We start from the raw sequence: 21633 nt of genomic DNA, 5'->3' as shown, positions 1-21633 counted from the left end.
AAGGTGGAGGCGCCTTCCCGGATCCGGTCAAGGGGGATCCGAAAAGAAGCGGGGAAAAAAGCAGGTTACTGCCAGAAAAGAGAGGGTATCATGAAGATTTTAGTCGTAGAAGACGAAGTACAGTTATTGGAAAGCATTGCAGAAGGCCTCAGGCTGTCCGGCTATGTGGTGGATACTGCGGACAATGGGAGGGACGGAGAAGAGCTTTGCTACACGGAAAGCTATGACCTGATGATCCTGGACATTAATCTTCCGGGAATGGATGGATTTGAGGTGCTGAAAAAGGTAAGGGAATACAATAAGACGTTGAATATCATCCTGCTGACAGCGCGTTCGGATGTCAGCGACCGGGTGAAGGGACTGGATTTTGGAGCCAACGACTACATGGTCAAGCCCTTCTATTTTGCGGAGCTGGAAGCCAGGATACGGTCCTTGCTAAGGAGAAAAGCAATCCAGACAGAGGCGGTTCTATGCTGCGGAGCCCTTTCATTCGACACATTAAAAAGGAGGGCGTATGTGGGAGAGGAAGAATTGAAGCTGACAAAAAAAGAGCTGGGGATCCTGGAATACCTGCTTCTGAATATGGGATCGCATGTAACGCAGTATGAGATCCTGGAGCATGTGTGGGGAGATGAGGTGGACAGCTTCAGCAACACCGTCCGGGTACATATGGCGTCTCTGCGGAAAAAAATAAAAACGGCCACAGGGCAGAATTTGATCGAAAATGTGATCGGGAAAGGATATATGATAGATGAAGATCAGTGATTTTGCAAAAAAAACGAGAAAGACCATTGTATTTAAGCTGATCCTGACGGTCATCGTTATCTTTCTTGCCATGACGGGGATCCTGTATTTTTGCATTGGGATCTATCAGGGACATATCATGGACAAGATCGCCACGCAACTGGAAATGAATCTGGAAGAAGTGGAGAAGGAGTCCGGGGACGGGACATTTTTAGTGATACAGGCAGAGGAGGCAGCTCCCCAGAGCGAGTTTCTGATCTATTCCTCTTTCATCTTTTTAGCGGTCATTTTTTTGGGAGGAACCATCTTTTATGTGGTGATCACACGGATGATGAAGCCGCTGAAACAGCTGGCGGACGAAGTGTCTGAGATTGATATGGAGCAGGCCAGCTATGTAAAAAACAAGGTGCTGATCGAAAATGGAGGGATGGAGATCCAGGAGTTGTCCAGAGTCCTAGACGGAGCTTTCAGCGAGATCTACGAAAGCTATGAAAGACAGAAAAAATTCAGTGTCAATGTGGCTCACGAGGTACGGACGCCTCTGGCTATTCTGTCTGCCAAGATCGACGTCTTTAAGAAAAAGAAAACAGAGGATCCGGAAGAAATCCGCCGGTTCGTAGATTCCATGCAGAAAAATATTGCACGGCTGTCCGATATGGTGGAAGGAATCATGATGCTGAGCCAAAAGCAAGAAGTGAGAACGCAGGAGGTGAATCTGAGGGAGATCCTGGATGAGATCCTCTTTGACCTGGAGGATATGGCGGCGGAAAAAGAGGTGGCGCTTTCCCTGGAGGGAGACAATGTAGTAGCGCATACGGATGAACAACTGATAGAAAGAGTGTTGTTTAATCTGGTGGAGAATGGAATCAAATATAACAGGGAGGGTGGAAATGTGCAGGTAAGCACGGAAGATCTGCCGGACCGGGTAAAGATCCGGATTGCCGACACAGGAGTAGGCATCAGGGAAGAGGACAAGCCTCATGTGTTTGATCTGTTTTACCGGGTGGATGAATCCAGAAACAGGGAAACGGGAGGCTACGGAATCGGTCTGGCGCTGGTGCGGCATATTGTGGGCCGGCTGGGAGGAACTATTTCTCTCGCGGACAATCTTCCCCGGGGCAGTGTGTTTGAGGTGTGTCTGCCCAAAACCGGAAACGGATCGGAAGTAGGAAAAGACAAATAGAACGACAGCGGATATCCAAGACCATATCCGAAAAAATATCCCTTCAGACGGACGATCCTGTGGAAAGTGTGAAGGGATATTTTTTCGTTTACAGGGCATAAGTACTTATAAACGAAAAAACATTTAGGTTCTTAACAGAAACTTTATACCCCAAGTGTTATGATACCGTCAGGAGGTGACGTCATTGAGAGTAAAAACGAGAAAATGGATGAGTGCAGCAGTGCTGGCGATAGGAATCTTCTTCATTGTATACGGGGCCTATCGCGGAGAGGTGGAAACTGTCTTTTCAAAGGCAGTCAGAATTTGTTTAGAATGCGTGGGGATTGGATAAATGGGAAGAGTATTTGACTGGTTGAAAGAAAAAAATTATTTTGCGGCATTGCGAAACAGAAGAGGGATCGTACAGGGGATTGCCACGTTGCTGACAAATATCCATGTATGGAATTTCTTTAAGGGGACTATTTATACCGGAGGCGCAAAGCAGGTCTGTGTTCCGGGACTGAACTGTTACTCCTGCCCGGGAGCGACGGGAGCCTGTCCCATCGGTTCCTTTCAGGCAGTGGTAGGAAGCTCCAAGTTCCGGTTTTCCTACTACATCACAGGAATCCTGATCCTGTTTGGAGCCCTGGTGGGGAGATTGATCTGTGGGTTCTTTTGCCCCTTTGGATGGTTTCAGGATCTGCTTCATAAGATCCCGACCAAAAAATTCAGTACCGAGAAGCTGAAGTTTCTCAGATATCTGAAATATATCATCATGGTGGTAGCTGTGTGGTTGTTGGGCGTACTTATCGTCAATAAAGTAGGAGGGTCAGATCCCTATTTCTGTAAGTATATCTGCCCACAGGGGATTTTGGAGGGAGGCATCCCGCTGTCTATCGTAGATCCTGCCATACGGGCGACTCTTGGAAAGCTGTTTACCTGGAAATTGATCATCCTGTTGGCATTTACGATTTTGTCGGTATTCCTGTATCGGCCGTTCTGTAAATGGATCTGTCCTCTGGGAGCGTTTTATTCTCTGTTTAATAAGGTGTCCCTCTACCAGTACCACGTGGATGAATCTCTTTGTATTCACTGCGGAAAATGTAAGAGAACCTGTAAAATGGATGTGGATATGTCCAAACATCAGGATGCACTGGAATGTATCCGATGTGGAAAGTGTATAGAAGCGTGTCCTACCGGGGCAATTTCCACATCATTGTCCAGATGTTCCGGCTGTAAGCAGAAGAAATCATGCGGATCACAGAAAACACAGGGATAAGGAACTTGTTCCAAAGAAAAAAGAAAAGAAGCCGGGGGGAAGGCTTCGGTGGTATGGAAAAACAGAAAAAAGCTGTAACAACAAAAAAAGAGAGGTAAAAAAGATGAAAAATGGATTGTTGAAAAGATTAGTAGGCGTAGCGGCAGGTGTGATACTGGTGATGTCTTTGGCGGCATGTGGAAGCAAAGAGGCCGCGGCCGGGAAGGAATTTCCGACTTTCAAGGCAGAGGATTTTGCAGGGCAGCAGTATACGGAAGCAATGTTTAAGGAGAATGCAGCCACAGTGGTGAATTTCTGGTTTACCGGCTGCCAGTCCTGTATCGAGGAGATGCCGGATCTGGAAAAAATGAGCCAGAAGCTGGCAGAAAAGAACGTAAAGATGGTGGGAATCTGTACCGATGCAGGAAAAGAAGAAGTAGACAAAGAAGTGATGAAAATCTTAAAGTCCAGTAATGTGACCTTCCCGAATCTGAAGATCAAAGAGGGAGAAGAGATGGAGAAGCTGAAAGGTTCCATCATGGCATTCCCCACAACGCTGGTAGTGGATAAAAACGGAAAGATCGTAGGAAAACCGATTGTAGGTGCATTGAATGACGAATCCCAGGAAAAGGTGCTGAGCGAACGGATCGAGGAAGCCATCAATCAGGCGAAATAGAGACGGAAGTAAAACCGGAAGGAAGCCGGAAGAGGGATATTGATAAAACCCCGAAACAAAAGCTCTTCTTTCTGAAAGACAGAACAGACTGTTCTTTTCAGAAGGAAGAGCTTTTTTGTTTGCCGGCCGTGCTATGCAGATTTAGGTGTCCTACATTCTTTGCGCCTTTAATATCCGAGCATCATGTTAAGGATTTCCTCATCGGTTGAACGCATTCCTTCGCGTCCCATCCTTCCGATCCTGGCGATGCTCTCTTCAATGTCGTCCACCACCAGTCCTTCCCCGGCTTTGAAGCTGAGTCCGTTCAAGGCCATATCATATGCCAGGAAGCTGGTAGAGAGTGACATGGCAATTTTAGCGGCGCAGGAGGATTTTGCTCCGTCGCACACCATTCCGCCTATTGTTGAAATTGCGTTTACGATAGTCTCTCCTATGACCTTAAGATCTCTGCCTTCGATAAAGGCTATGCCGGCTACCGCCGCACATCCTGCGCAGGTAGCTCCACAGTAGGCGGAGAGATCTCCGATGTATTTCTTTTGGAGGAGCGCAACGAGGTCCGCAAATACAAGTCCACGTATCATCTCCTCGTGTGCTATTCCTTTTTCCCTCGCATACAGGATGATAGGAACGCTCATAGTTATGCTCTGATTTCCGGATCCGGAGTTTATCACGACCGGCAGAGCACAGCCATTCATCCTCGCATCACTTCCGGCAGCCGCGTATGCAATCGCCTTGAAGCGATAATCTGAATCTCCATACATACCGAGATATCTTCTCCCGATCTGTGAACCGTAAGGCTTCTCTATCCCTTCCTCTGCAATATTCCTATTGCAGTCGATTTGTCTGACGATCAGATTATCGATGTCTTTAAGATCGACTTCCTTTGAAAAGGTGTATATGTCCTTAAGATTCAGAAAGGACATATCACTTTTAAGAAGATGGAGCGGTTCCTGAGACAGTATCCGTTCCCCGTTCTTCTCTATCCGTGTGATGTAGGTGTGTTTTTCCGCGATTTCTACAAGAGCACTGTCGGCGCCATGAAATACCTCCGTCCGGATATACAGGTTGTCCTTTCCCGTCTCAAGATGGCAGTGACAGATGTCCTTGTCAAGCAGCTTTTGAAGCCGCGCTATTTCTTCATCCTTCACCCTGCTGATTACCTCAAGCTCCAGGGAGGCATCCCCGAAAGCCGCGCCGAGAATCGATGCGACTTCGAGACCTCTTCTGCCGCCGGAATTAGGCACTGTGACGGCTTTTACATTTTTTATGATGTTCCCGCTGCAATACATCTCTATTCTTTCCGGGAACTGCCCAAGGACTTCCCTTGCCTTCGCGGCGGCATAAGCCACCGCTATTGGTTCCGTGCAGCCCATAGCCAGCCGAAGTTCGGAACCGAGTAATTCCACAAATGCGTTATATACTGTTTTATCCATTTTTATATCTCCGTAATATAGTTACTGTGCAATCTTTTTGTCGGTGTGAGCCTTAGCGTAGAAGTATACGAGAACAGGGATGATTACGTATCCTATGAGCATAGCTACGATTGCAAACATGTTCAGGGACGTTCCTGTTTCAGCTGTGGTAGAGAAGCTTCCCTTCCAGTCGAATTTGAACAGAAGGAGCGCGGTGAGTATCAGAGAGATCACCGATACTACCACATCTGTTGCGAAATTCTTCTTGGCGCCTTCAAGGGTGGGATTCTTCGTCTTGCCATAGAAGAACATGATGACAGCGACAGGTACCAGTACAAACTGTACGAAACGTGCGATCGTCGAAATGATCATGATACCTTTCATGTCATACGAGAAAGCCATAGGAATTACGATGGCGAAAAGCACAGTGATGATGAATGCGTTTACAGGAATGTCCTTGCTGTTTCTCTTGGCGAAAACATCCGGCACCTGCTTTCTCAGAGCCATGGCTTCGAGAAGCCTCGGTGTATGGAAGGACGATGCGACGTTGATTCCAAACATCGATACGAACGCACCTATGACGATGACATTTCTGATAACCGTACTCTTGAATACGTCGGCAAGCACTACCACTGACGAGCTTGTGACCATAGCGACGGGATCGATCAGCATGGCTGTCAGGATGATACCGAAGTAAATCGCAGCTACGATTCCGATAGCGACAGGAATGGCTCTGGGAAGATTCTTCTCAGGCTTTTCCATATCACCGGCTCCGGAAGCTACACTTTCAAATCCCGTGAATGCATAGAAGGCAGCTACGAGGGCAGTTACGAATCCCGCGGTCGTCATCGGAGGAACTACCTTTTCTCCGGCGTCATTTACCAGTGCAGTTATCTCGCCCATGTGGTTTCCGGTCTTCACTGCGATTACGATACCTGCAAGAATTGCAAATACGAGTGCAACACACTTACCAATCGTTGAGAGGTTTGATACCCACTCGAAAATCTTTGTTCCCAGGACATTGATGATAAAGAGAACTACCATGAGAACGATAAATCCGATCGTCCTCATTCCGAAAGTAATCGCATCGCTCTGATATCCCAGTATCTGGAAGGCAGTTCCGACCGCGCCTGTCGCCATTACGCCCCATGCGATACTTGCAGATACGAATCTTGTGATACCTACATAGAGACCGGTGTTGTCGCCGAATGCTGTTCTTACATACTTTTACTACTTGAGAGTAGCATAAAAGACGCCAGCGTTCCAAATATGCCATGTGTCGCCAAAATAGATTTTTTTTAAAGAAATATCGTTAGAATTGACAAAAACCCGCGTTTTACTGTATGATAAAGAAAATTGTTCTAAAATATGAACAATTTAGACCGCAGTCAATTTTTATGAAATTTTTATGAAACTTTTATGAAACCGTTAGCGAGACGCAAGATTCACTTATGATTAGGAAGGCATACCATGAATGAGGCAAGTAAGGAAATCGGTAATAAAATCAGAACGTTCAGAAAAAAGCAAAAGATGACACTGGATGATCTTGCAGAGCGAATCTACAAGAGCAAGGCAACGGTGTCGAAATATGAGAAGGGCGAGATATCGATAGACATCAATACACTTTATGATATTGCGGCGGCGCTCGATGCAAATATAGACCAGCTTCTGTACATGAAGAGAAGTCATGACAGGGTTTTGGGCGATCAGAAGATCCCGCCGTTTTTCCGGAACCTCTCCCAATTCTACGGATACTGGTATGACGGCAGGAATAACTCCATCCTCAGAATGGTTTTTGACGTGATGCCCTCAGACGGGACAAACATGCAGAGGGTGATGATGTACATGAACTTTGATGATTACAAGCATTATCCCATATGTGAGAACACATACTCCGGAACGATAGAGCATTACGACGCGCTTTCTATCATTCAGCTTACAAATCAGCATCTTTTCCTTGAAAAGGGAACGATACAGATTCTTGCGGCCTCCCTTGATTTCAAATACAAATGGGGAATGTGGACCGGTCTGTCTTCACGACCGATGATGCCGGTTTCGACAAAAATGCTGGTTTCGCGAGAGCGGCTGAAGGAAGATGAGGAACTCGTCGCCACGCTGAAAATATCCAAAGAGGATATCCGGCTCCTAAAGCTCTACAATATGTTTACCGTTCTGTAATCCATATGCGGCAACAAAGCTGTTTTTTCGATACGCCAGGAGGCGTAAGCGAATGGAAGGGAGCGTCTGTCAACATCCTGCGACGATTCCAATTGGCGGAGAGTCGATGCAGGACGCGAAAAACGCTCCCGGAAAAAAGAAAGTGTCAATTTGTCATTTTTTCCTGTTTGATCTTGTGATCGATCACATGACGGGAGGCCAGCTCCCGGTGGATGTCTTCCAAAGAAATGCAGGCTTCTGCCATCAGTACCATGGTGTGATAATACAGATCGGCGATTTCATAAATGGTTTCTTTCTTATCCTCCGCCTTGGCGGCAATGATCACCTCTGTACATTCCTCCCCGATTTTTTTCAGAATCTTATCCAGACCCTTTTCAAACAGATAAGTGGTATAAGAGCCTTCCTTGGGAGAGAGCTTCCTTTCGGCAATGAGCTGCAGAAGCTGTCCGGGAGAAAAAGAATCAAGGCCTTCCTCGTCTGCAGGAGAAGGATCTCCAAAGCAGGAGAAAGTACCCCGGTGGCAGGCAGGGCCGCAGGGGCGTACCATGATCAGCAGAGCGTCCCTGTCACAGTCGGCTGTGATGGAAACAATATGCTGGTAATTTCCGCTGGTTTCTCCTTTTAGCCAAAGCTCCTGACGGGAACGGCTCCAGAAGCAGGTGCGCTTTGTCGCAAGAGAGATCTGCAGGCTTTCTCGGTTCATGTAAGCCAGAGTCAGTACCTGGCCGGTTGCTACGTCGCAGACGATGGCAGGGATCAAGCCCTTCTCATCAAATTGCAGGGTGGAACTATCGATCATAAAAACACTCCTTTCCGTGAGCAGAGGAAGATATTTGGGGGTAAAAGATCCGATCTACAGGCGAACGGGGATCCCGTTCTTTGCCATGGCCTGTTTCAGATCGGGGATAGCCACTTCTCCAAAATGGAAGATGGAGGCGGCAAGTCCGGCGTCCACCTTGGGAAGAGTCCGGAACAATTTCAAAAAATCCTGAATGTGACCGGCTCCTCCGGAAGCGATGACCGGTACGTCCACCTGAGAAGACACGAGAGACAATAGCTCCAGATCAAAGCCACGCTTCACGCCGTCCGTGTCGATAGAATTGACCACCACCTCTCCGGCGCCGGCCGCCACCCCCTGGCGGATCCAGGAGAGGGCTTCCAATCCCGTATATTCCCGGCCGCCTTTGGCATAAACGTAGTAGGTGCCATCCAGAAGCTTGATATCTACCGACAGAACCACACACTGACTTCCATATTTTTTGGCGGCCTCCGAGATGAGGGAAGGACGCTTTAATGCGCCGGAATTTACACTGACCTTGTCGGCGCCGCAGTGAAGGACACGATCAAAATCCTCCAGGCTCTGGATGCCGCCGCCTACCGTCAACGGAATAAAGACCTGACGGGCTGTCTGGCGGAGGACGTCCGTAAACAGACGGCGCTGTTCCGAGGAAGCGGTGATATCATAAAAGACCAGTTCGTCGGCGCCTGCCAGGCTGTAAGCTTTGGCCAGCGCTACGGGAGAAGCCACGTCAGACAGTCCGGCAAAATTTACCCCCTTTACCACCCGTCCGTCTTTTACATCCAGACAGGGAATGATACGTTTTGTGATCATCGAATCACCTCCAAAGCATGTTGCAAATCTATGGCGCCGGTATAGTATGCCTTTCCCACAATGGCGCCGGAAAGGTTCAGTTCTGCCAGCTTCTGCAGGTCAGCAACAGAAGAAACGCCGCCGGATGCGATGATCTGCAGCGGGAACAGAGAAGAAAGACGCCGGTACAGGAAGAAGGAAGGCCCCTGCAAGGCTCCGTCCCGGGAAATGTCGGTACAGATGACGGTACGGACTCCAAGATCCGTCAGTTCCCGGCAAAATTCCTCCGTGGTTCTTTGGGAGGAGGCCTTCCAGCCGGACACGGCTACCTGTCCGTCCCGGATATCAACTCCCACGGCGATCCGGTCTTTGTAGCGAGCTACGGCGCTTTTCAAAAGCTGAGGATCTGTGACTGCCGAAGTTCCCAGGATCACCCGGTCCAGCCCGGCAGAAAGATACTGCTCGATCACTTCCATGGAGCGGATGCCGCCCCCTACCTGACAGAAGGCCCGGGTCTGTTCCTTGATCCGGCAGATCAGAGGCAGATGGGGGCAGGTTCCGGATCTGGCGCCCATAAGATCTACCAGGTGGAGATGGGAGGCGCCCAGTTGGACAAAGTGGCCGGCCAGGGCGACAGGATCCTTGCTGTACCGGTCCATTTGGCTGTAGTCACCCTGATAAAGACGCACCGCCTGATTTTCATAAAGGTCAATGGCTGGAAATATATACATGCTCAGTCTACCTCCTGACAAAATGTTTTTAGGATCTCAAGTCCTACAGCGCCGCTTTTTTCCGGGTGGAACTGACAGCCGTACACGCAGCCGCAGGCAACGGCGGCAGTCAGAGGAATTCCATAATCGGTAGTAGCGATCACAAAATCAGAGCAGTCGGCGGCATAGTAGGAATGAACGAAATATACGAAGGAATCCTGGAGAATCCGGGAGAACAGGGCGGAGCTTCGCGTCTGATGAAGCTGATTCCAGCCGATGTGGGGAATCTTGCAGGAAGAAGGCACTACAGGGAAGAGGGGGCGTACTGTGCCGGGAATCAATCCCAATCCCTGGTGGATCCCGTTTTCCATGCTGGTCTGAAACAGAAGCTGCATGCCAAGACAGATTCCCAAAAGGGGTTTGCCGGAAGCTGTTTCCTGCCGGATGACCTGATCCAGCCCAAAGTGCTTTAACTGGCCGATGGCATCACAGAAAGCGCCGACTCCCGGAAGGATCAGACGGTCTGCCTGGTGGATCTGCCGGGGATCCCTGGTGATGATGGAGGCTTCCCCGATAGAATCCAGAGAGCTTTGCAGAGAAAACAGGTTTCCCACTCCGTAATCCAAAATGGCGATCATGACAACACCCCTTTCGTGGACGGCAGATCCTGTGGAAAGGCCGTATCTATCCGGACGGCAGTCCGCAGGGATCTGGCGACAGATTTAAAGGCTCCCTCAATAATGTGATGGGAATTGGTTCCGGAAAGCTGGCGGATGTGGAGGGAGCAGCCTGCGTGGCGGACGAAAGCAAGCCAGAATTCCTCCACCAATTGGGTGTCAAAGGTTCCTACTTTTTCCGTGGGGATTTCCAGAGCGCAGGTAAGATGTCCCCGTCCGTCCAGATCAACGGCAGACAGGAGCAGGGCTTCGTCCATGGGAAGGATGGCGTGTCCGTATCGCAGGATGCCGCGCCGATCTCCCAGAGCCTGGGAAAATGCGCTTCCCAGCACGATCCCGATATCCTCTACCGTATGATGATCGTCCACCTGAGTATCCCCTTTGCAGGAAAGCTCCAGAAAGATCCGGCTGTGTTTGGCAAACAGAGTCAGCATATGATCCAAAAAGCCGCAGCCGGAATCAATGGAGGAGGAGCCGTCCCCGTCCAGGTTCAGACGAAGCCGGATCTGAGTTTCCGTAGTAGTGCGTTTGATCTGACAGGTTCTCATAAAGACTCCTTTCTTGTAAGAAGGATCGTTTCCAAAGCGTCCAGAAGCCGATCCATTTGAGGCTGTGTACCGATGGTGATCCGAATATAGGAGGAAATACGGGGCTGGTCAAAATGCCGGACCAAAATTCCCTGAGCCTTTAGCTGCTGATACAATTTCTTCCCGGAAACAGCGGGGTGGGAAGCAAAAAGAAAATTGGCTTTGGACGCGGTAACGGTAAATCCAAGTTTTTCCAAAGCGTGACGGCAGGCTTCTCGGATCTGGCAGATGCGTTGGCAGTTTCGGGAAAAGGACACGGGATCGGAAAGCGAGGCGATCCCGGCGGCCATGGTCATCCGGTTGACGTTGTAAGGATTGAGAGAGTTCCGCAGGGTGTTCAGATCTGCGATGATGTCCGGGTGCGCTGCGCAAAATCCCAGACGCCCGCCTGCAAGAGAGCGGGATTTGGAAAACGTCTGTATGACCAGGAGGTTGGCGTGCTGTTCCAGAAGACCGAGGGCGCTTTCCCCGGCAAAATCAACATAAGCTTCGTCCACGACCACCAGCTGACGGGAGTGACGCTCCAGAAATGCCCGGAGCTGCTCCGGCGGGATCCAAAGACCGGTGGGGGCATTGGGATTGGCCAGGAAAATGGTTCCCTGATCCAGATCTTGATGAAACAGGTCGATGGAAAAATCCGGTAGCAAGGGAATGGTACGAAAAGGAACCCGGGTCATTTCTGCAAATACGGAGTAGAACCCGTAAGTAATATCAGGAAACACGGCAGGACAGGCTTCACCGCAAAAAGCCAGAAAAGCCAGATACAACAATTCATCCGATCCATTGCCGCACAAAAGCTGCCGGGGGGAAAGCCGATAGGTTGTGGCCAGAGCCTGCCTTAAGGCGGTGCATTCCGGGTCGGAATACAGGTGCAGCTTTCCGGCGGCTTCTCTCGCTGCCTCCTGCACCTGTGGAGTGGGAGGGAAGGGAGATTCATTGGTATTTAGTTTCAGGAAACTGTTAAAACAGGGTTGTTCTCCCGGCTGGTAAGGCGTCAGGTGACGATAGCGGGAGGTAAAAAATCTACTCATAAGCTTCCTCCTTCCGGATCAGGGCGCTTCGCCCGTGAGCCTCCAGTCCCTCTTTCCGGGCAAAAGCTGCCACAGACGGCGCTGCCTGTAAAAAGGCTTCCCTGGTGTAATAGGTGTACTGGCTGGTCTTTACAAAATCATCCACCGACAGAGGGCTAAAAAACCGGGCAGTCCCGCCGGTGGGGAGCGTGTGATTGGGACCTGCCAGATAATCTCCCAGAGCTTCCGGACAGTGGCGCCCCAGGAAGATGGATCCGGCATGGCGGATATCCGGCAGGTGATCAAAGGGGGAATCCACACACAGTTCCAGGTGCTCCGGAGCCATTTGATTGGCAATCTGAATGGCAGCGGGCAGATCGTTCACCACCAGGATGCAGCCACGCTGCTTTAGGGAAGCCCTGGCAATCTCTAGCCTTGGAAGACATAAGAGCTGTTCCTCCAGAGACTGCTGCACCTGTAAAGCCAGTTGAGAAGAGGTGGTAATCAGCACTGCCCGGGCCATTTTGTCGTGTTCTGCCTGGGAAAGAAGATCGGCAGCCAGATGCCTGGGAGAGCTGTGTCCGTCGGAAATTATCAGGATCTCACTGGGACCTGCGATCATATCAATGGCAACCAGGCCAAATACCTGTCTTTTCGCTTCTGCCACATAGGCGTTTCCGGGGCCCGTGATTTTATCTACGGCGGGAATGGAAGCGGTTCCGTAAGCGAAGGCGCCAATGGCCTGAGCGCCTCCTGCCTTGAAGATCCGAGTAACACCTGCCAGGCGGGCGGCGGCCAGGATCTCCGGAGAAATCTGCCCGTTTGGAGAAGGAGGCGTAGCCATAAAGATCTCCCGGCATCCGGCGATCTTTGCCGGAATGGCGTTCATCAGTACGGTGGAGGGATAGGCGGCCGTTCCGCCCGGGACATAGATCCCTACCCGGTCCAAAGGGGTAACCATCTGCCCCAGAAGGATCCCTTTTCCGGGAGAGAAGGAAAACCCGTTCCGCTTTTGGTGACTGTGGAAGGAGCGGATCTGAGCGGCAGATGTTTTCAATACCTGCAGAAAATCGGAATCTATCTGATCCAAGGCAGAATTGATCTCTTCTTCTGTGACCTCCAGACGGGAGAGGCGAACGCCGTCCAACTGTTCCGTATAGGAAAGAAGCGCTTCCTCGCCGAACTGGCGGATGTCCCCAAGGATCCGGGAAACAGAATCGGAAATCGCACGATTTTCAGGGGACAGACGGGATGCAGAGAACAGGGCGTCCAAGGTAGCGGCATCAGGATAGGAAATAACAGGGATCATAGGTGTTCCTCCTTTTTTTGCAGGGAAAGTTGCTGTACGATCTTTTGGATCTGCTGGTATTTAAACTGGAAGGCCGCCTGATTGGCGATCAGCCTCGCACTGATGGGAAGGAGGGTATCTATAACCTCCAACCGGTTTTCTTTCAGGGTTTTTCCGGTTTCTACAATGTCTACGATCACGTCAGACAGCCCCAGAAGAGGAGCGATCTCAATGGAGCCGTTCAGGCGGATGATATCAATGTCCCGGCGCCGGGAAGCATAGTAGCCGGCGGCAATGTTGGCAAATTTGGTTGCCACCCGAAGCGGGCGGGAGCCGTCGTCTAAAAATCCTGTGGGAGCGGCTACTGCCATGCGGCAGGCACCGATGCCAAGGTCGAGAAGTTCATAGACGGCAGGCTCATATTCCAGCAGGATATCTTTTCCGGCGACTCCGATATCTGCACTGCCCCGGGAGACATAGGTGGCGACATCGGAAGGCTTTGCCCAGAAGTACCGGACTTTGGCCGGAGGATATTCAAAGACCAGAGTGCGGTTATCCTCCAGGATACCGGGACAGGGAAAACCGGCCTGTTCAAATTGTTTATAGACGATCCGACCCAGCCGTCCCTTGGGAAGGGCAATATTTAACAGAGAATCCAAGATGTTGACCTCCTTCCATTCTTGCAGATATGAAAAAATGCAAAGTTGCAGACAGTATGTTTCAAAAAACAGGTTGCCGCCGCCGGAAACTGCGGATACTTCAACGGTGGAGTGTTCCTTTAGAAAACAGGCACAGGCGGCTGCCGGTCAGGGCGTGCAGGTTTCGCCTCTTAGTTTATTCAGATAAAGTGCAAACCCGATGGCTCCCTCTGTCCGCCCCAGCTTTTGCACAAGATGATCATACCTTCCGCCGGACAGGACGCTTTCGGGAATTCCCTCCAAAAATCCCTTAAACAGAACCCCGTTGTAGTAGTTGGTATCTCCGATTACGGAGAAATCAATCTGGAGTCGGGAAAGAAAGAACTGTTCCCGGGCGGAGTCCTTCCCAAATCCGGCATGGATAGACTCCTGCAGTTCCAACAGGCTGTCATAGGCGCCCAGATGCTTGGCCAAAGGAGCCAGTCTGGGAAGCACGACGGAAGGAGGACCAAAGGTGGCGATCAATTCCTGCAGGGGCTTAGCGTACTGACAGGGGATCTGATGGCTCCGGCAGATTTCCTCAATTCCATGACAGTTTTTTTCTCTGGTGCATTTTAGCAGGGCGGTCAGAATGGCATCCTCCTCCGTGATCTGCCGCAAGGCGGCAGAAAGCAGCGCTAAATGGGAAATCGTCAGGATGAAAGGTCTCTGGCAGGCGCTAAGGCTTTTGGCTGCAAGCATCAAAACCTCTCCGATACAATCCGTATCGATCCTGCCGAGACATTCCAGTCCTGTCTGAGGGATCCCTTGAAAATGCGTGCTTCCCGGAAGCCCACGATAGACGGTTTCGCTGTAGAACAGCTTTTGCAGAGAATCAGAGGATAAGGGAGTGTGGCGGATAACCGACAGTGTTACATCAGGCGTCAGAGCCATCAACGTCCCATCCAGATCGGTGAAGCTGATGATCTGGTCTGAAATTAAAAAGTCTTTGTGCTGACGGTACAGATCATATTCTTCAAACGTTTCCATGCGGTATCTGGAATACCCCTGTTCCAGATAGTAGGAGCGCAGCGTCAGCAGGATGCGCTCTGTATGATCCAAAAGCAACTCGTAGTCCACGGTGACTCCCCCTTTCCATAATTTTAATTAGGTAGCATGATATCACGTTACAAAGATAAAGTCAACAGAAAGTACGCTTCTAAAACAGTTTTTCAGAAGCAGTCCCGGTTGCCATTCTGAAAAAAAGGATTATAATTAGGAATAGAAGCCAGGAAAACGGGGCAGAAACCGAGAAAAACAAAACGGCAGGAGGATGACGGATGAAAAGAGAAATAGACGTAGTTTCGTATGCAAATGAGATTTTGACAGGAGTAAAAAACGGGGTACTACTGACCACGAAGGCGGGAGGAAGAGTCAATACGATGGCGATCTCCTGGGGAACCCTGGGAATCGAATGGAACAAACCGATCTTTACTACCTTTGTGCGGGAAGGCCGATTTACCAAGAGGCAGTTGGACGAAAACGGAGAATTTACCATCAATATTCCTCTGGGAGAGTATGACCGGAAGATCATCGGGGTTTGTGGTACGAAGTCGGGATATGATACAGACAAAATAAAGGAACTGGGACTGACGCTGGAAGAGGCGGAAAAGATTTCTGTTCCGGGGATCCGGGAGCTGCCGCTGACCCTGGAATGTAAGGTGATCTATAAACAGGAGCAGGATCGCCATGCCATCCGCCCGGAAGAGATCGAGACCTTTTATCCACAGGATGTGGATTCCTCCTTCCACGGATCAAACAGAGATTTTCACACGGCCTATTATGGAGAGATCGTGAAGGCATATATCATAGAATAAAGGAGCATCAGGAAAAGATGGAGAGAAAAAACGGGGAGCATCAGGAAACGGAACGAAAAGAAAGAGACAGGATCATTATCCGGACAAGCGCAGTAGGGATCGCGGCCAATCTTTTGCTGGCAGGCTTTAAAGCGGGAGTAGGGCTTTTGTCACATTCTATCGCTGTGGTGCTGGACGCTGTCAATAACTTGTCAGACGCACTGTCTTCCGTGATCACTATCACAGGGACGAAGCTGGCGGGAAAGGCACCGGATAAGAAGCATCCGCTGGGCTATGGAAGGATCGAATATCTAAGCGCCATGATCGTTGCGCTGATCGTCCTTTATGCGGGAGTTACTGCGCTGGCAGAATCCGTCAAAAAGATCCTGCATCCGGAGCAGGCAAGCTATTCCATGACGTCTCTGATCATTATCGGAGCTGCGATCCTGGGAAAGCTACTGTTGGGCAGGTATGTAAAAAAACAGGGAGAGAAAGTAAAATCCCAGGCTCTTGTAGCCTCCGGTGCAGATGCCCTGTTTGACGCAGTCCTTTCTGCTTCTGTGCTTGTTTCTGCCATCATTTACATGGTCTGCCAGGTTTCCCTGGAGGCTTATGTAGGAGTGGTCATCGCCGCCATAATTATAAAATCCGGTTTTGAAATGCTGTGGGAAACATTGGGAGAGATTTTGGGCCAGAGGCCGGATCCGGAGATGACAGAGCGGATCAAGCAGATCCTGACAGAAGAAAAAGAAGTGATGGGGGCTTATGACCTGATCCTGAACAATTACGGACCCAACAAGAATTATGCTTCCGTCCATCTGGAGCTGCCGGATAACATGCAGGTGGAACAGGTGGATGTCCTGACCAGAAAACTGCAGGAGCGAGTGTATGCTCAGACAGGAGTGATCCTTACCGGAGTGGGAGTCTATTCCTACAATACGCGGGAGAATGAACCCTCCAGGATCCGAAACAAGGTACAAAACATCGTGCTGTCTCACGACTGGGTACTGCAGCTGCACGGATTTTACATGGATCTGAAAGAAAAAGACATGCGATTTGACGTGGTGTTAAGCTTTGACATCCGGCATCAGGAAGGGATAGAGATCCTGGAGAAAGAACTGAGAACGGAGTATCCCGATTACACTATCCGGATCACGGCAGATGTAGATACTTCGGATATATAAATGCAGAGATTCTCACAAACTGTGCAGCGGCCTCTTTTTTAGGAGGGTGTGTTTTTTCTGCTGTGCACCTGCTCTAACTGCAGCAGTGCCTGTTTCATAGGAAGCCCGCCTGCATAGCCCACCAGTTTTCCATTTGACCCGATTACGCGATGGCAGGGAACCACGATGGCAACAGGGTTTTTATTGTTGGCGAGACCAACTGCCCTGGAAGCCTTTTCGTTTCCGATGGCGATGGCGATTTCCTTGTAGCTTCGTGTTTCTCCGTAGGGGATTTCCGTCAGTGCCCTCCAGACCCGTTTTTGAAATTCGGTTCCCCGCAATTCGTAAGCAAAGGTAAAGGATTTTCGTTTACCCTCCAGATATTCTGTGATTTCCCGGAAAACTTTTTCCGTAAAAGCGGTTTTTTGCCCCGGGTGGTCTGAGTGCTCCAGTGTTTCCAGAAAAAGAACCACTTCCTCCCTGTATCCTATTTTTAAAAATCCAAAAGGGAATGCGTAAACTGCAAAGCTTTCCATAAACGCGCGCTCCTTTCTGTAAACAATGGATTGTCATGCTCCAAATGATTTTGAGGTCATAGTGTTTGCGCTATTATACAATGGATCCGGTTTAGGAGCAATGACTTTCAGAAAAAGCGATAGAGTCTGAAAGTGGATGAAAGTAGAGGGAATGTCAGGGGAGTGAAGGCCCTCAAATTGCAGATAGAAGGCGGGATCAGATTTTGAAAATAGAGAGGGAAAATCGGCTGTTGATATTTTTGTGTCAAATAAATGGAAATAAATAAAAATTTCTCTTGCTTTTTTTCAGAGGTTTGATATAATGTTAATGTTCGTGGTAAACGATGCGGATTGGTGTAATGGCAGCACAGCAGACTCTGACTCTGTTAGTAGAGGTTCAAGTCCTCTATCCGTAGTTACCATCGGAGTGTGGCTCAGCTTGGTAGAGCGCTACGTTCGGGACGTAGAGGTCGCGTGTTCGAATCACGTCACTCCGATTACAAAAAACCCTTGTATTTACAAGGGTTTTTGTTGTGTCACAGACAAAGTCAGGACCACCGGCTTAGCCGGTGGTCCTGACTAAAAACGAATGAAAAGCCACAGATATGTTAATTCTCGTAATTAGTTTTTTGAGATGTCTGACGAAGGCTTCTAGATTAATTGGGTTTCCATATTCCTGTACGAATAGGAATAGCACAATGGGAGTCAGAAGAGGAGATAGAGTGAGAAATTGACCTTGAAGAGGTGAAAGAAGAGAAGTCTGTGACGATTCATAAACATCTTATTGTGAGTTACAAGAGAACTGTGGGAAAGAAAATAATGTAAATATTGTAGGATCATTAATTATAATCTTGGCTGCCCTGTAAGGGGTGGCTTTTTTGAATGTGTGATATGAGAGTGGATGATTTGTTGTGAGGGTTTATGACATTAAAATAAGATTGATAATGAAATATAAATCGGATAAAATAGGAGATATAATAATATAAAGGTGATAAGAAAAATGAGTCTGGTAAATATCGGTCCGGAAACTGAGACAATAGAATATAAGAAAAGTACTGGCGAGATGAAAGAAGCAATGATATCTATAGCTGCAATTCTCAACAAGCATAAAAAGGGTGTTTTGTACTTTGGCGTGAAAAATGATGGCACTGTAATTGGACAGGTAATAACAGATGAGTCACTGAGAAAGATAAGTCAGGCAATTGGAAATCACATTACACCTGCTATTTATCCGGAGATTAAGGCTGTTTATATTGGAGAAAGGGAATGTATTCAAGTTGATTTTGAGGGAAGCCATCAGCCATATCTTGCGTATAGCATTCCACGTATCCGAGTTGCAGATGAAGATCTGATTATGGAACAGGGCATTTATGATGAAATGATACGCAAACGGGAAAATGTAAAATATTCGTGGGAAAGACAGGTTTCTGAATATACGCTTCAGGATATAGATAAAAATGCTTTTGACACTTATCTTCAAAAAGCAAAAGATGCAGGAAGAATCAGTTTTGAGGAGACAGATGTAAAAACAGTATTGAATAAATTAGAACTGATTCAGGGTGATTACTTGTTAAATGCAGGAGCAGCATTATTTTGTGATTGTGGTATTAATGAACTTCAGATGGCAAAATTTGCAACAAATGAGAGATTGACCTTTACGGATATCCGCAGGTTTACAGGTTCCATTATGGAACTTTCAAAAAAGGCAGAGCAGTACATCATTGATGCAATGGATTGGCGTGTTGAAATCGGAAATGGATTATCAAGAAAGGAAATTCCTGAAATACCATTGGATGCGATTCGCGAGGCAATTATTAATTCTTTTGGACATAAAATATTTGACTCCAGGCAAAGTAATGAGGTGGCAATATTTAAAGATCGAATTGAGATTTATAATCCGGGTGCATTTCCGGCTGGTGTTTCACCAGAGAAGTTTATTGAAGGAAATGAAAGACCGGTCAGAAGAAATCCACTGATTACACGAACGTTATATTACTCAAAAGATATGGAAAGCTTTGCAACAGGCTTGAAGCGTATTTATGCTACTTGCAAAGCGGCAGGATGTAGAGTGGAATTTGAACAGCAGGCATATGGGTTTGCGGTGATTTTCCATAGAAGAAATACAAGCACCCAGGATAACACCCAGGATAACACCCAGGATAGCCTGCAGAACAGAATTTTAGAATATTGCAAAGTGCCGAGAAGTAAAAAAGAAATTACAGTGTGTATGGGATATAAGGATGTCAAAAGCTTTGCAAAAAGATACTTGAAACCATTGTATGAAGCAGGAGAACTTCAAATGACAATTCCCGATCGCCCATCAAGTAGAAATCAAAAATATGTAACAGTTGAAAAGAAGAGAAAAAAATAATATGTGGACGATATCATGTAGATGATGTTATAGCCAGAAGAATAGGAAAAGTGACTCGGGAGGTGGATGAGAAACTGAGAAGAAAGCGTGGGGCTATGGATGGCAAAATCTGATGGCCTCAGTAAAATTTAATAATCTGTGCAAGACATAGCATCCATCAAACTTTCTCAGGGGTATCGTGGATGCTATTTCTTATTACGCCGATTTCCAAGAAATTAAATGCTTTTTCAAGGCGTTGTTCGCGAACATATTCATAGACTGTTTTCTCAAAAAGAAGCTTGAAGGTTTTCTTTAGCTTGCAGTCATCCGGCTCCTCCAAAAGGCTTTCCTCCCGCGTATCCATTCTGCAATGATGGCATGTGTAGGCTCTGCTTTGGAAATCCTGAAAAGAGATGTCGGATCTTCCGCTGACAGTCTCACAAAATTCGTCAAACATATGGGGGATTGCCCAAATGGAGTACATCTGCACATGTTCGCCTTTGTCATATTCTGCGTATGCGCAGACAGATCCCATAAATCCGACCAATGCGTGGCTGGGCTGCACTTCTACAAGAGTATTGTTGACTTCTCCGGTGATAGAACCCTTTCGAGTATAACTCAGCTCAAACAGAAGGGAGTGGATGTTTTCCTTTTGGCCTTGTCTGCGAATACGCTGGCGGACATGGTGATATGCAGCGCCGGGCATATGGAAAGTACCCGCGCGGAAAGATGTCCGAGGCTTCATATCGAAAAGGTGTGCAAATCATTTGTATCATCCTTTCAATAAGAGGTGTTTTCAGAAGACGAGCAAGTTTCGTTCCTTAGAAGGTACAAGTTTATTGCAGTTAGAAATTTCTAACCGGTCAAGCGCATTTTTCTTCAGAGAGATCTCCCCGGCATCCGTCAGGGAGCAAAAAATCACCTTCTGCGGGCGGAAAAAATAAATCTGACGGCGCATGCTGATTCTGTCAGTTTTACTGATGATTTTTTTGCCTGAAAGTTAGTTAAATATAATCTATATGACTATCGTTTGGAGGAAATCAAAATGAAGAAAACCATAATGCTTACCTTGTGCTTTCCCTGGCCGCCTGTGCCACATCCAAAAAGGATACACAGAAATCGAAGGATACCGTTGTTGTAACGGACATGAAGGGAAAGGTGACGATTCCCGCCGACCCACAGCGTATCGTTGACGTAGCAGGTCTGACAGAGGAGTTGCTTCTTCTGAATATGAACGTAATTGCTTCGGCAAATACCAGTATGTTTGACGGGGTATCCGTCCCGGATCATTTGAAACAGATTTTCGACGAAAAGAAGATGGAGGTGGTTGGCAATTACTCCGGCGCTTTGTCAACGGGAGATCTGAATCTGGAAAAAATCGCAGAATTAAAACCGGATCTTATTATCATGAATGTCCGGCATGATAAGGTCTATGAGCAGCTCAAAAGCATAACTCCTACGGTTATGATCGAGGACGATGTAAGCTATGTGAATTGGCGCGGCCGCTTTCAGCAGCTAGGTCAGTGGTTCAACAAAAAAAGGATGTGGAAAAATGGCTTGCTGACTATGATGCCAGAGCTTCCGAGTTTGCGGCAAAAATCAAGGAAGGCGTGGGGAATGAAACGTTTACCGTGATAGAGGCCAACTCCATTCATTTTGATTCCTACTACATCTATCGCACCGGCGGTTCCGGGAGAAGGATGGTTGCAACAGAATGCAACATTTTATGGCGTATTGCAGCGGATTTGATCTGTTCAAGAAAAAACGGCTGTGAGAAAACAGAACGTCGATAAGAGACAGAAGGTTCAGGCGGGGATTTTTCCCCGCCTTTGGCATGTC

General features: G+C 48.2%; 22 protein-coding genes, 2 tRNA genes and 1 pseudogene. 12 read left to right on the top strand and 13 right to left on the bottom strand.

Annotated elements, in window-relative coordinates; translation table 11 throughout:
• The first annotated feature begins 90 nt into the window (after positions 1 to 90).
• The 5 genes from SOW26_RS00545 (at position 91) to SOW26_RS00525 (ending at position 3840) form a co-directional block, all read left to right on the top strand.
• Positions 91 to 765, top strand: a complete 675-nt coding sequence (locus SOW26_RS00545; protein WP_154477767.1) for a response regulator transcription factor — start codon at positions 91 to 93, stop codon at positions 763 to 765.
• Positions 752 to 1927 carry a sensor histidine kinase gene (locus SOW26_RS00540; protein WP_154477769.1) on the top strand — a complete coding sequence of 392 codons (1176 nt, stop codon included), beginning with the start codon at positions 752 to 754 and terminating at the stop codon, positions 1925 to 1927. Before SOW26_RS00545 ends, SOW26_RS00540 begins: the two co-directional genes overlap by 14 nt.
• A 208-nt stretch (positions 1928 to 2135) precedes the next feature.
• Entirely contained in the window at positions 2136 to 2258 is a 123-nt protein-coding gene (locus tag SOW26_RS00535; protein ID WP_206671433.1) for a CD1871A family CXXC motif-containing protein, read from the top strand.
• A complete protein-coding gene (locus tag SOW26_RS00530; RefSeq protein WP_154477773.1) occupies positions 2259 to 3185 on the top strand; it encodes a 4Fe-4S binding protein in 927 nt (308 codons plus the stop codon). It abuts the gene before it with no gap.
• A gap of 103 nt (positions 3186 to 3288) precedes the next feature.
• Positions 3289 to 3840 (top strand): TlpA family protein disulfide reductase, encoded by a 552-nt coding sequence (locus tag SOW26_RS00525; protein ID WP_154477775.1) that lies wholly within the window; start codon positions 3289 to 3291, stop codon positions 3838 to 3840.
• Positions 3841 to 4007: 167 nt separating this feature from the next.
• Here SOW26_RS00525 and SOW26_RS00520 read toward each other — a convergent pair whose 3' ends face one another.
• A complete protein-coding gene (locus SOW26_RS00520) occupies positions 4008 to 5273 on the bottom strand; it encodes an L-cysteine desulfidase family protein (protein ID WP_320651698.1) in 1266 nt (421 codons plus the stop codon).
• Between the two features lie 21 nt (positions 5274 to 5294).
• Positions 5295 to 6464: pseudogene (locus tag SOW26_RS00515) on the bottom strand (APC family permease); the annotation flags it as partial.
• A gap of 258 nt (positions 6465 to 6722) precedes the next feature.
• Between SOW26_RS00515 and SOW26_RS00510 the strand changes: the two are divergent.
• Positions 6723 to 7430: a helix-turn-helix domain-containing protein gene (locus tag SOW26_RS00510; protein ID WP_154477783.1), complete on the top strand. Its 708-nt coding sequence runs from the start codon at positions 6723 to 6725 to the stop codon at positions 7428 to 7430.
• 145 nt (positions 7431 to 7575) lie between these two features.
• On the opposite strand, the gene hisIE is transcribed toward SOW26_RS00510, so the two are convergent.
• The 9 genes from hisIE to SOW26_RS00465 form a co-directional block, all read right to left on the bottom strand.
• Positions 7576 to 8229: a bifunctional phosphoribosyl-AMP cyclohydrolase/phosphoribosyl-ATP diphosphatase HisIE gene (hisIE, locus tag SOW26_RS00505; protein WP_320651697.1), complete on the bottom strand. Its 654-nt coding sequence runs from the start codon at positions 8227 to 8229 to the stop codon at positions 7576 to 7578.
• 54 nt (positions 8230 to 8283) lie between these two features.
• Positions 8284 to 9042 (bottom strand): imidazole glycerol phosphate synthase subunit HisF, encoded by a 759-nt coding sequence (gene hisF, locus SOW26_RS00500; RefSeq protein WP_320651696.1) that lies wholly within the window; start codon positions 9040 to 9042, stop codon positions 8284 to 8286.
• Positions 9039 to 9752 (bottom strand): 1-(5-phosphoribosyl)-5-[(5-phosphoribosylamino)methylideneamino]imidazole-4-carboxamide isomerase, encoded by a 714-nt coding sequence (gene hisA / locus SOW26_RS00495; RefSeq protein ID WP_154477789.1) that lies wholly within the window; start codon positions 9750 to 9752, stop codon positions 9039 to 9041. Before hisA ends, hisF begins: the two co-directional genes overlap by 4 nt.
• A 2-nt stretch (positions 9753 to 9754) precedes the next feature.
• The gene (gene hisH / locus SOW26_RS00490; RefSeq protein ID WP_276960069.1) at positions 9755 to 10369 is read right to left on the bottom strand and encodes an imidazole glycerol phosphate synthase subunit HisH; all 615 of its coding nucleotides are present in this window, start codon (positions 10367 to 10369) and stop codon (positions 9755 to 9757) included.
• Positions 10366 to 10956: an imidazoleglycerol-phosphate dehydratase HisB gene (hisB, locus tag SOW26_RS00485; RefSeq protein ID WP_276960070.1), complete on the bottom strand. Its 591-nt coding sequence runs from the start codon at positions 10954 to 10956 to the stop codon at positions 10366 to 10368. Before hisB ends, hisH begins: the two co-directional genes overlap by 4 nt.
• The gene (hisC, locus tag SOW26_RS00480) at positions 10953 to 12026 is read right to left on the bottom strand and encodes a histidinol-phosphate transaminase (RefSeq protein ID WP_276960071.1); all 1074 of its coding nucleotides are present in this window, start codon (positions 12024 to 12026) and stop codon (positions 10953 to 10955) included. Before hisC ends, hisB begins: the two co-directional genes overlap by 4 nt.
• On the bottom strand, positions 12019 to 13314 hold the full coding sequence (hisD, locus tag SOW26_RS00475; protein ID WP_320651695.1) for a histidinol dehydrogenase: 1296 nt from the start codon (positions 13312 to 13314) through the stop codon (positions 12019 to 12021). Before hisD ends, hisC begins: the two co-directional genes overlap by 8 nt.
• A complete protein-coding gene (gene hisG, locus SOW26_RS00470) occupies positions 13311 to 13952 on the bottom strand; it encodes an ATP phosphoribosyltransferase (protein WP_276960073.1) in 642 nt (213 codons plus the stop codon). Before hisG ends, hisD begins: the two co-directional genes overlap by 4 nt.
• A 147-nt stretch (positions 13953 to 14099) precedes the next feature.
• Positions 14100 to 15050, bottom strand: a complete 951-nt coding sequence (locus tag SOW26_RS00465; RefSeq protein WP_276960074.1) for an ATP phosphoribosyltransferase regulatory subunit — start codon at positions 15048 to 15050, stop codon at positions 14100 to 14102.
• 200 nt (positions 15051 to 15250) lie between these two features.
• Between SOW26_RS00465 and SOW26_RS00460 the strand changes: the two genes are divergently transcribed.
• Together SOW26_RS00460 and SOW26_RS00455 are read left to right on the top strand one after the other, a co-directional pair.
• On the top strand, positions 15251 to 15787 hold the full coding sequence (locus SOW26_RS00460; protein ID WP_320651694.1) for a flavin reductase family protein: 537 nt from the start codon (positions 15251 to 15253) through the stop codon (positions 15785 to 15787).
• A gap of 17 nt (positions 15788 to 15804) precedes the next feature.
• Positions 15805 to 16950: a cation diffusion facilitator family transporter gene (locus tag SOW26_RS00455; RefSeq protein ID WP_276960076.1), complete on the top strand. Its 1146-nt coding sequence runs from the start codon at positions 15805 to 15807 to the stop codon at positions 16948 to 16950.
• Positions 16951 to 16988: 38 nt separating this feature from the next.
• Here SOW26_RS00455 and SOW26_RS00450 read toward each other — a convergent pair whose 3' ends face one another.
• A complete protein-coding gene (locus tag SOW26_RS00450) occupies positions 16989 to 17465 on the bottom strand; it encodes a methylated-DNA--[protein]-cysteine S-methyltransferase (protein ID WP_276960077.1) in 477 nt (158 codons plus the stop codon).
• 324 nt (positions 17466 to 17789) lie between these two features.
• Here SOW26_RS00450 and SOW26_RS00445 point away from each other — a divergent pair.
• The 3 genes from SOW26_RS00445 (at position 17790) to SOW26_RS00435 (ending at position 19815) form a co-directional block, all read left to right on the top strand.
• Positions 17790 to 17860, top strand: a tRNA-Gln gene (locus SOW26_RS00445).
• Between the two features lie 7 nt (positions 17861 to 17867).
• Positions 17868 to 17941 (top strand) — tRNA-Pro (locus tag SOW26_RS00440).
• Positions 17942 to 18444: 503 nt separating this feature from the next.
• Entirely contained in the window at positions 18445 to 19815 is a 1371-nt protein-coding gene (locus SOW26_RS00435) for an ATP-binding protein (RefSeq protein ID WP_320651693.1), read from the top strand.
• Between the two features lie 157 nt (positions 19816 to 19972).
• On the opposite strand, the gene SOW26_RS00430 is transcribed toward SOW26_RS00435, so the two are convergent.
• On the bottom strand, positions 19973 to 20539 hold the full coding sequence (locus tag SOW26_RS00430; RefSeq protein ID WP_320651692.1) for a hypothetical protein: 567 nt from the start codon (positions 20537 to 20539) through the stop codon (positions 19973 to 19975).
• Between the two features lie 401 nt (positions 20540 to 20940).
• On the opposite strand from SOW26_RS00430, the gene SOW26_RS00425 reads away from it, so the two are divergent.
• A complete protein-coding gene (locus tag SOW26_RS00425; RefSeq protein WP_320651691.1) occupies positions 20941 to 21429 on the top strand; it encodes an ABC transporter substrate-binding protein in 489 nt (162 codons plus the stop codon).
• The last annotated feature ends 204 nt before the right edge of the window (positions 21430 to 21633 follow it).

Origin of the sequence: Suipraeoptans intestinalis, from assembly GCF_034091795.1 — a bacterium.
GTDB classification, from domain to species: domain Bacteria; phylum Bacillota; class Clostridia; order Lachnospirales; family Lachnospiraceae; genus Suipraeoptans; species Suipraeoptans intestinalis.
Note: the sequence above shows the minus strand (reverse complement) of the source record. Positions and strands in the feature narration are given on the sequence as shown.

What these genes read in the sequence shown, in the direction of transcription:
- SOW26_RS00450 (WP_276960077.1), bottom strand. Translation starts at nt 17,465, where the DNA reads ATGGAAAGCTTTGCAGTTTACGCATTCCCTTTTGGATTTTTAAAAATA.
- hisA (WP_154477789.1), bottom strand. Translation starts at nt 9,752, where the DNA reads ATGTATATATTTCCAGCCATTGACCTTTATGAAAATCAGGCGGTGCGT.
- hisF (WP_320651696.1), bottom strand. Translation starts at nt 9,042, where the DNA reads ATGATCACAAAACGTATCATTCCCTGTCTGGATGTAAAAGACGGACGG.
- hisIE (WP_320651697.1), bottom strand. Translation starts at nt 8,229, where the DNA reads ATGATCGATAGTTCCACCCTGCAATTTGATGAGAAGGGCTTGATCCCT.
- hisH (WP_276960069.1), bottom strand. Translation starts at nt 10,369, where the DNA reads ATGATCGCCATTTTGGATTACGGAGTGGGAAACCTGTTTTCTCTGCAA.
- hisD (WP_320651695.1), bottom strand. Translation starts at nt 13,314, where the DNA reads ATGATCCCTGTTATTTCCTATCCTGATGCCGCTACCTTGGACGCCCTG.
- hisC (WP_276960071.1), bottom strand. Translation starts at nt 12,026, where the DNA reads ATGAGTAGATTTTTTACCTCCCGCTATCGTCACCTGACGCCTTACCAG.
- SOW26_RS00530 (WP_154477773.1), top strand. Translation starts at nt 2,259, where the DNA reads ATGGGAAGAGTATTTGACTGGTTGAAAGAAAAAAATTATTTTGCGGCA.
- SOW26_RS00520 (WP_320651698.1), bottom strand. Translation starts at nt 5,273, where the DNA reads ATGGATAAAACAGTATATAACGCATTTGTGGAATTACTCGGTTCCGAA.
- SOW26_RS00525 (WP_154477775.1), top strand. Translation starts at nt 3,289, where the DNA reads ATGAAAAATGGATTGTTGAAAAGATTAGTAGGCGTAGCGGCAGGTGTG.
- SOW26_RS00460 (WP_320651694.1), top strand. Translation starts at nt 15,251, where the DNA reads ATGAAAAGAGAAATAGACGTAGTTTCGTATGCAAATGAGATTTTGACA.
- SOW26_RS00425 (WP_320651691.1), top strand. Translation starts at nt 20,941, where the DNA reads ATGAAGGGAAAGGTGACGATTCCCGCCGACCCACAGCGTATCGTTGAC.
- SOW26_RS00435 (WP_320651693.1), top strand. Translation starts at nt 18,445, where the DNA reads ATGAGTCTGGTAAATATCGGTCCGGAAACTGAGACAATAGAATATAAG.
- SOW26_RS00455 (WP_276960076.1), top strand. Translation starts at nt 15,805, where the DNA reads ATGGAGAGAAAAAACGGGGAGCATCAGGAAACGGAACGAAAAGAAAGA.
- SOW26_RS00545 (WP_154477767.1), top strand. Translation starts at nt 91, where the DNA reads ATGAAGATTTTAGTCGTAGAAGACGAAGTACAGTTATTGGAAAGCATT.
- SOW26_RS00510 (WP_154477783.1), top strand. Translation starts at nt 6,723, where the DNA reads ATGAATGAGGCAAGTAAGGAAATCGGTAATAAAATCAGAACGTTCAGA.
- hisB (WP_276960070.1), bottom strand. Translation starts at nt 10,956, where the DNA reads ATGAGAACCTGTCAGATCAAACGCACTACTACGGAAACTCAGATCCGG.
- SOW26_RS00430 (WP_320651692.1), bottom strand. Translation starts at nt 20,539, where the DNA reads ATGAAGCCTCGGACATCTTTCCGCGCGGGTACTTTCCATATGCCCGGC.
- SOW26_RS00535 (WP_206671433.1), top strand. Translation starts at nt 2,136, where the DNA reads ATGAGTGCAGCAGTGCTGGCGATAGGAATCTTCTTCATTGTATACGGG.
- SOW26_RS00540 (WP_154477769.1), top strand. Translation starts at nt 752, where the DNA reads ATGAAGATCAGTGATTTTGCAAAAAAAACGAGAAAGACCATTGTATTT.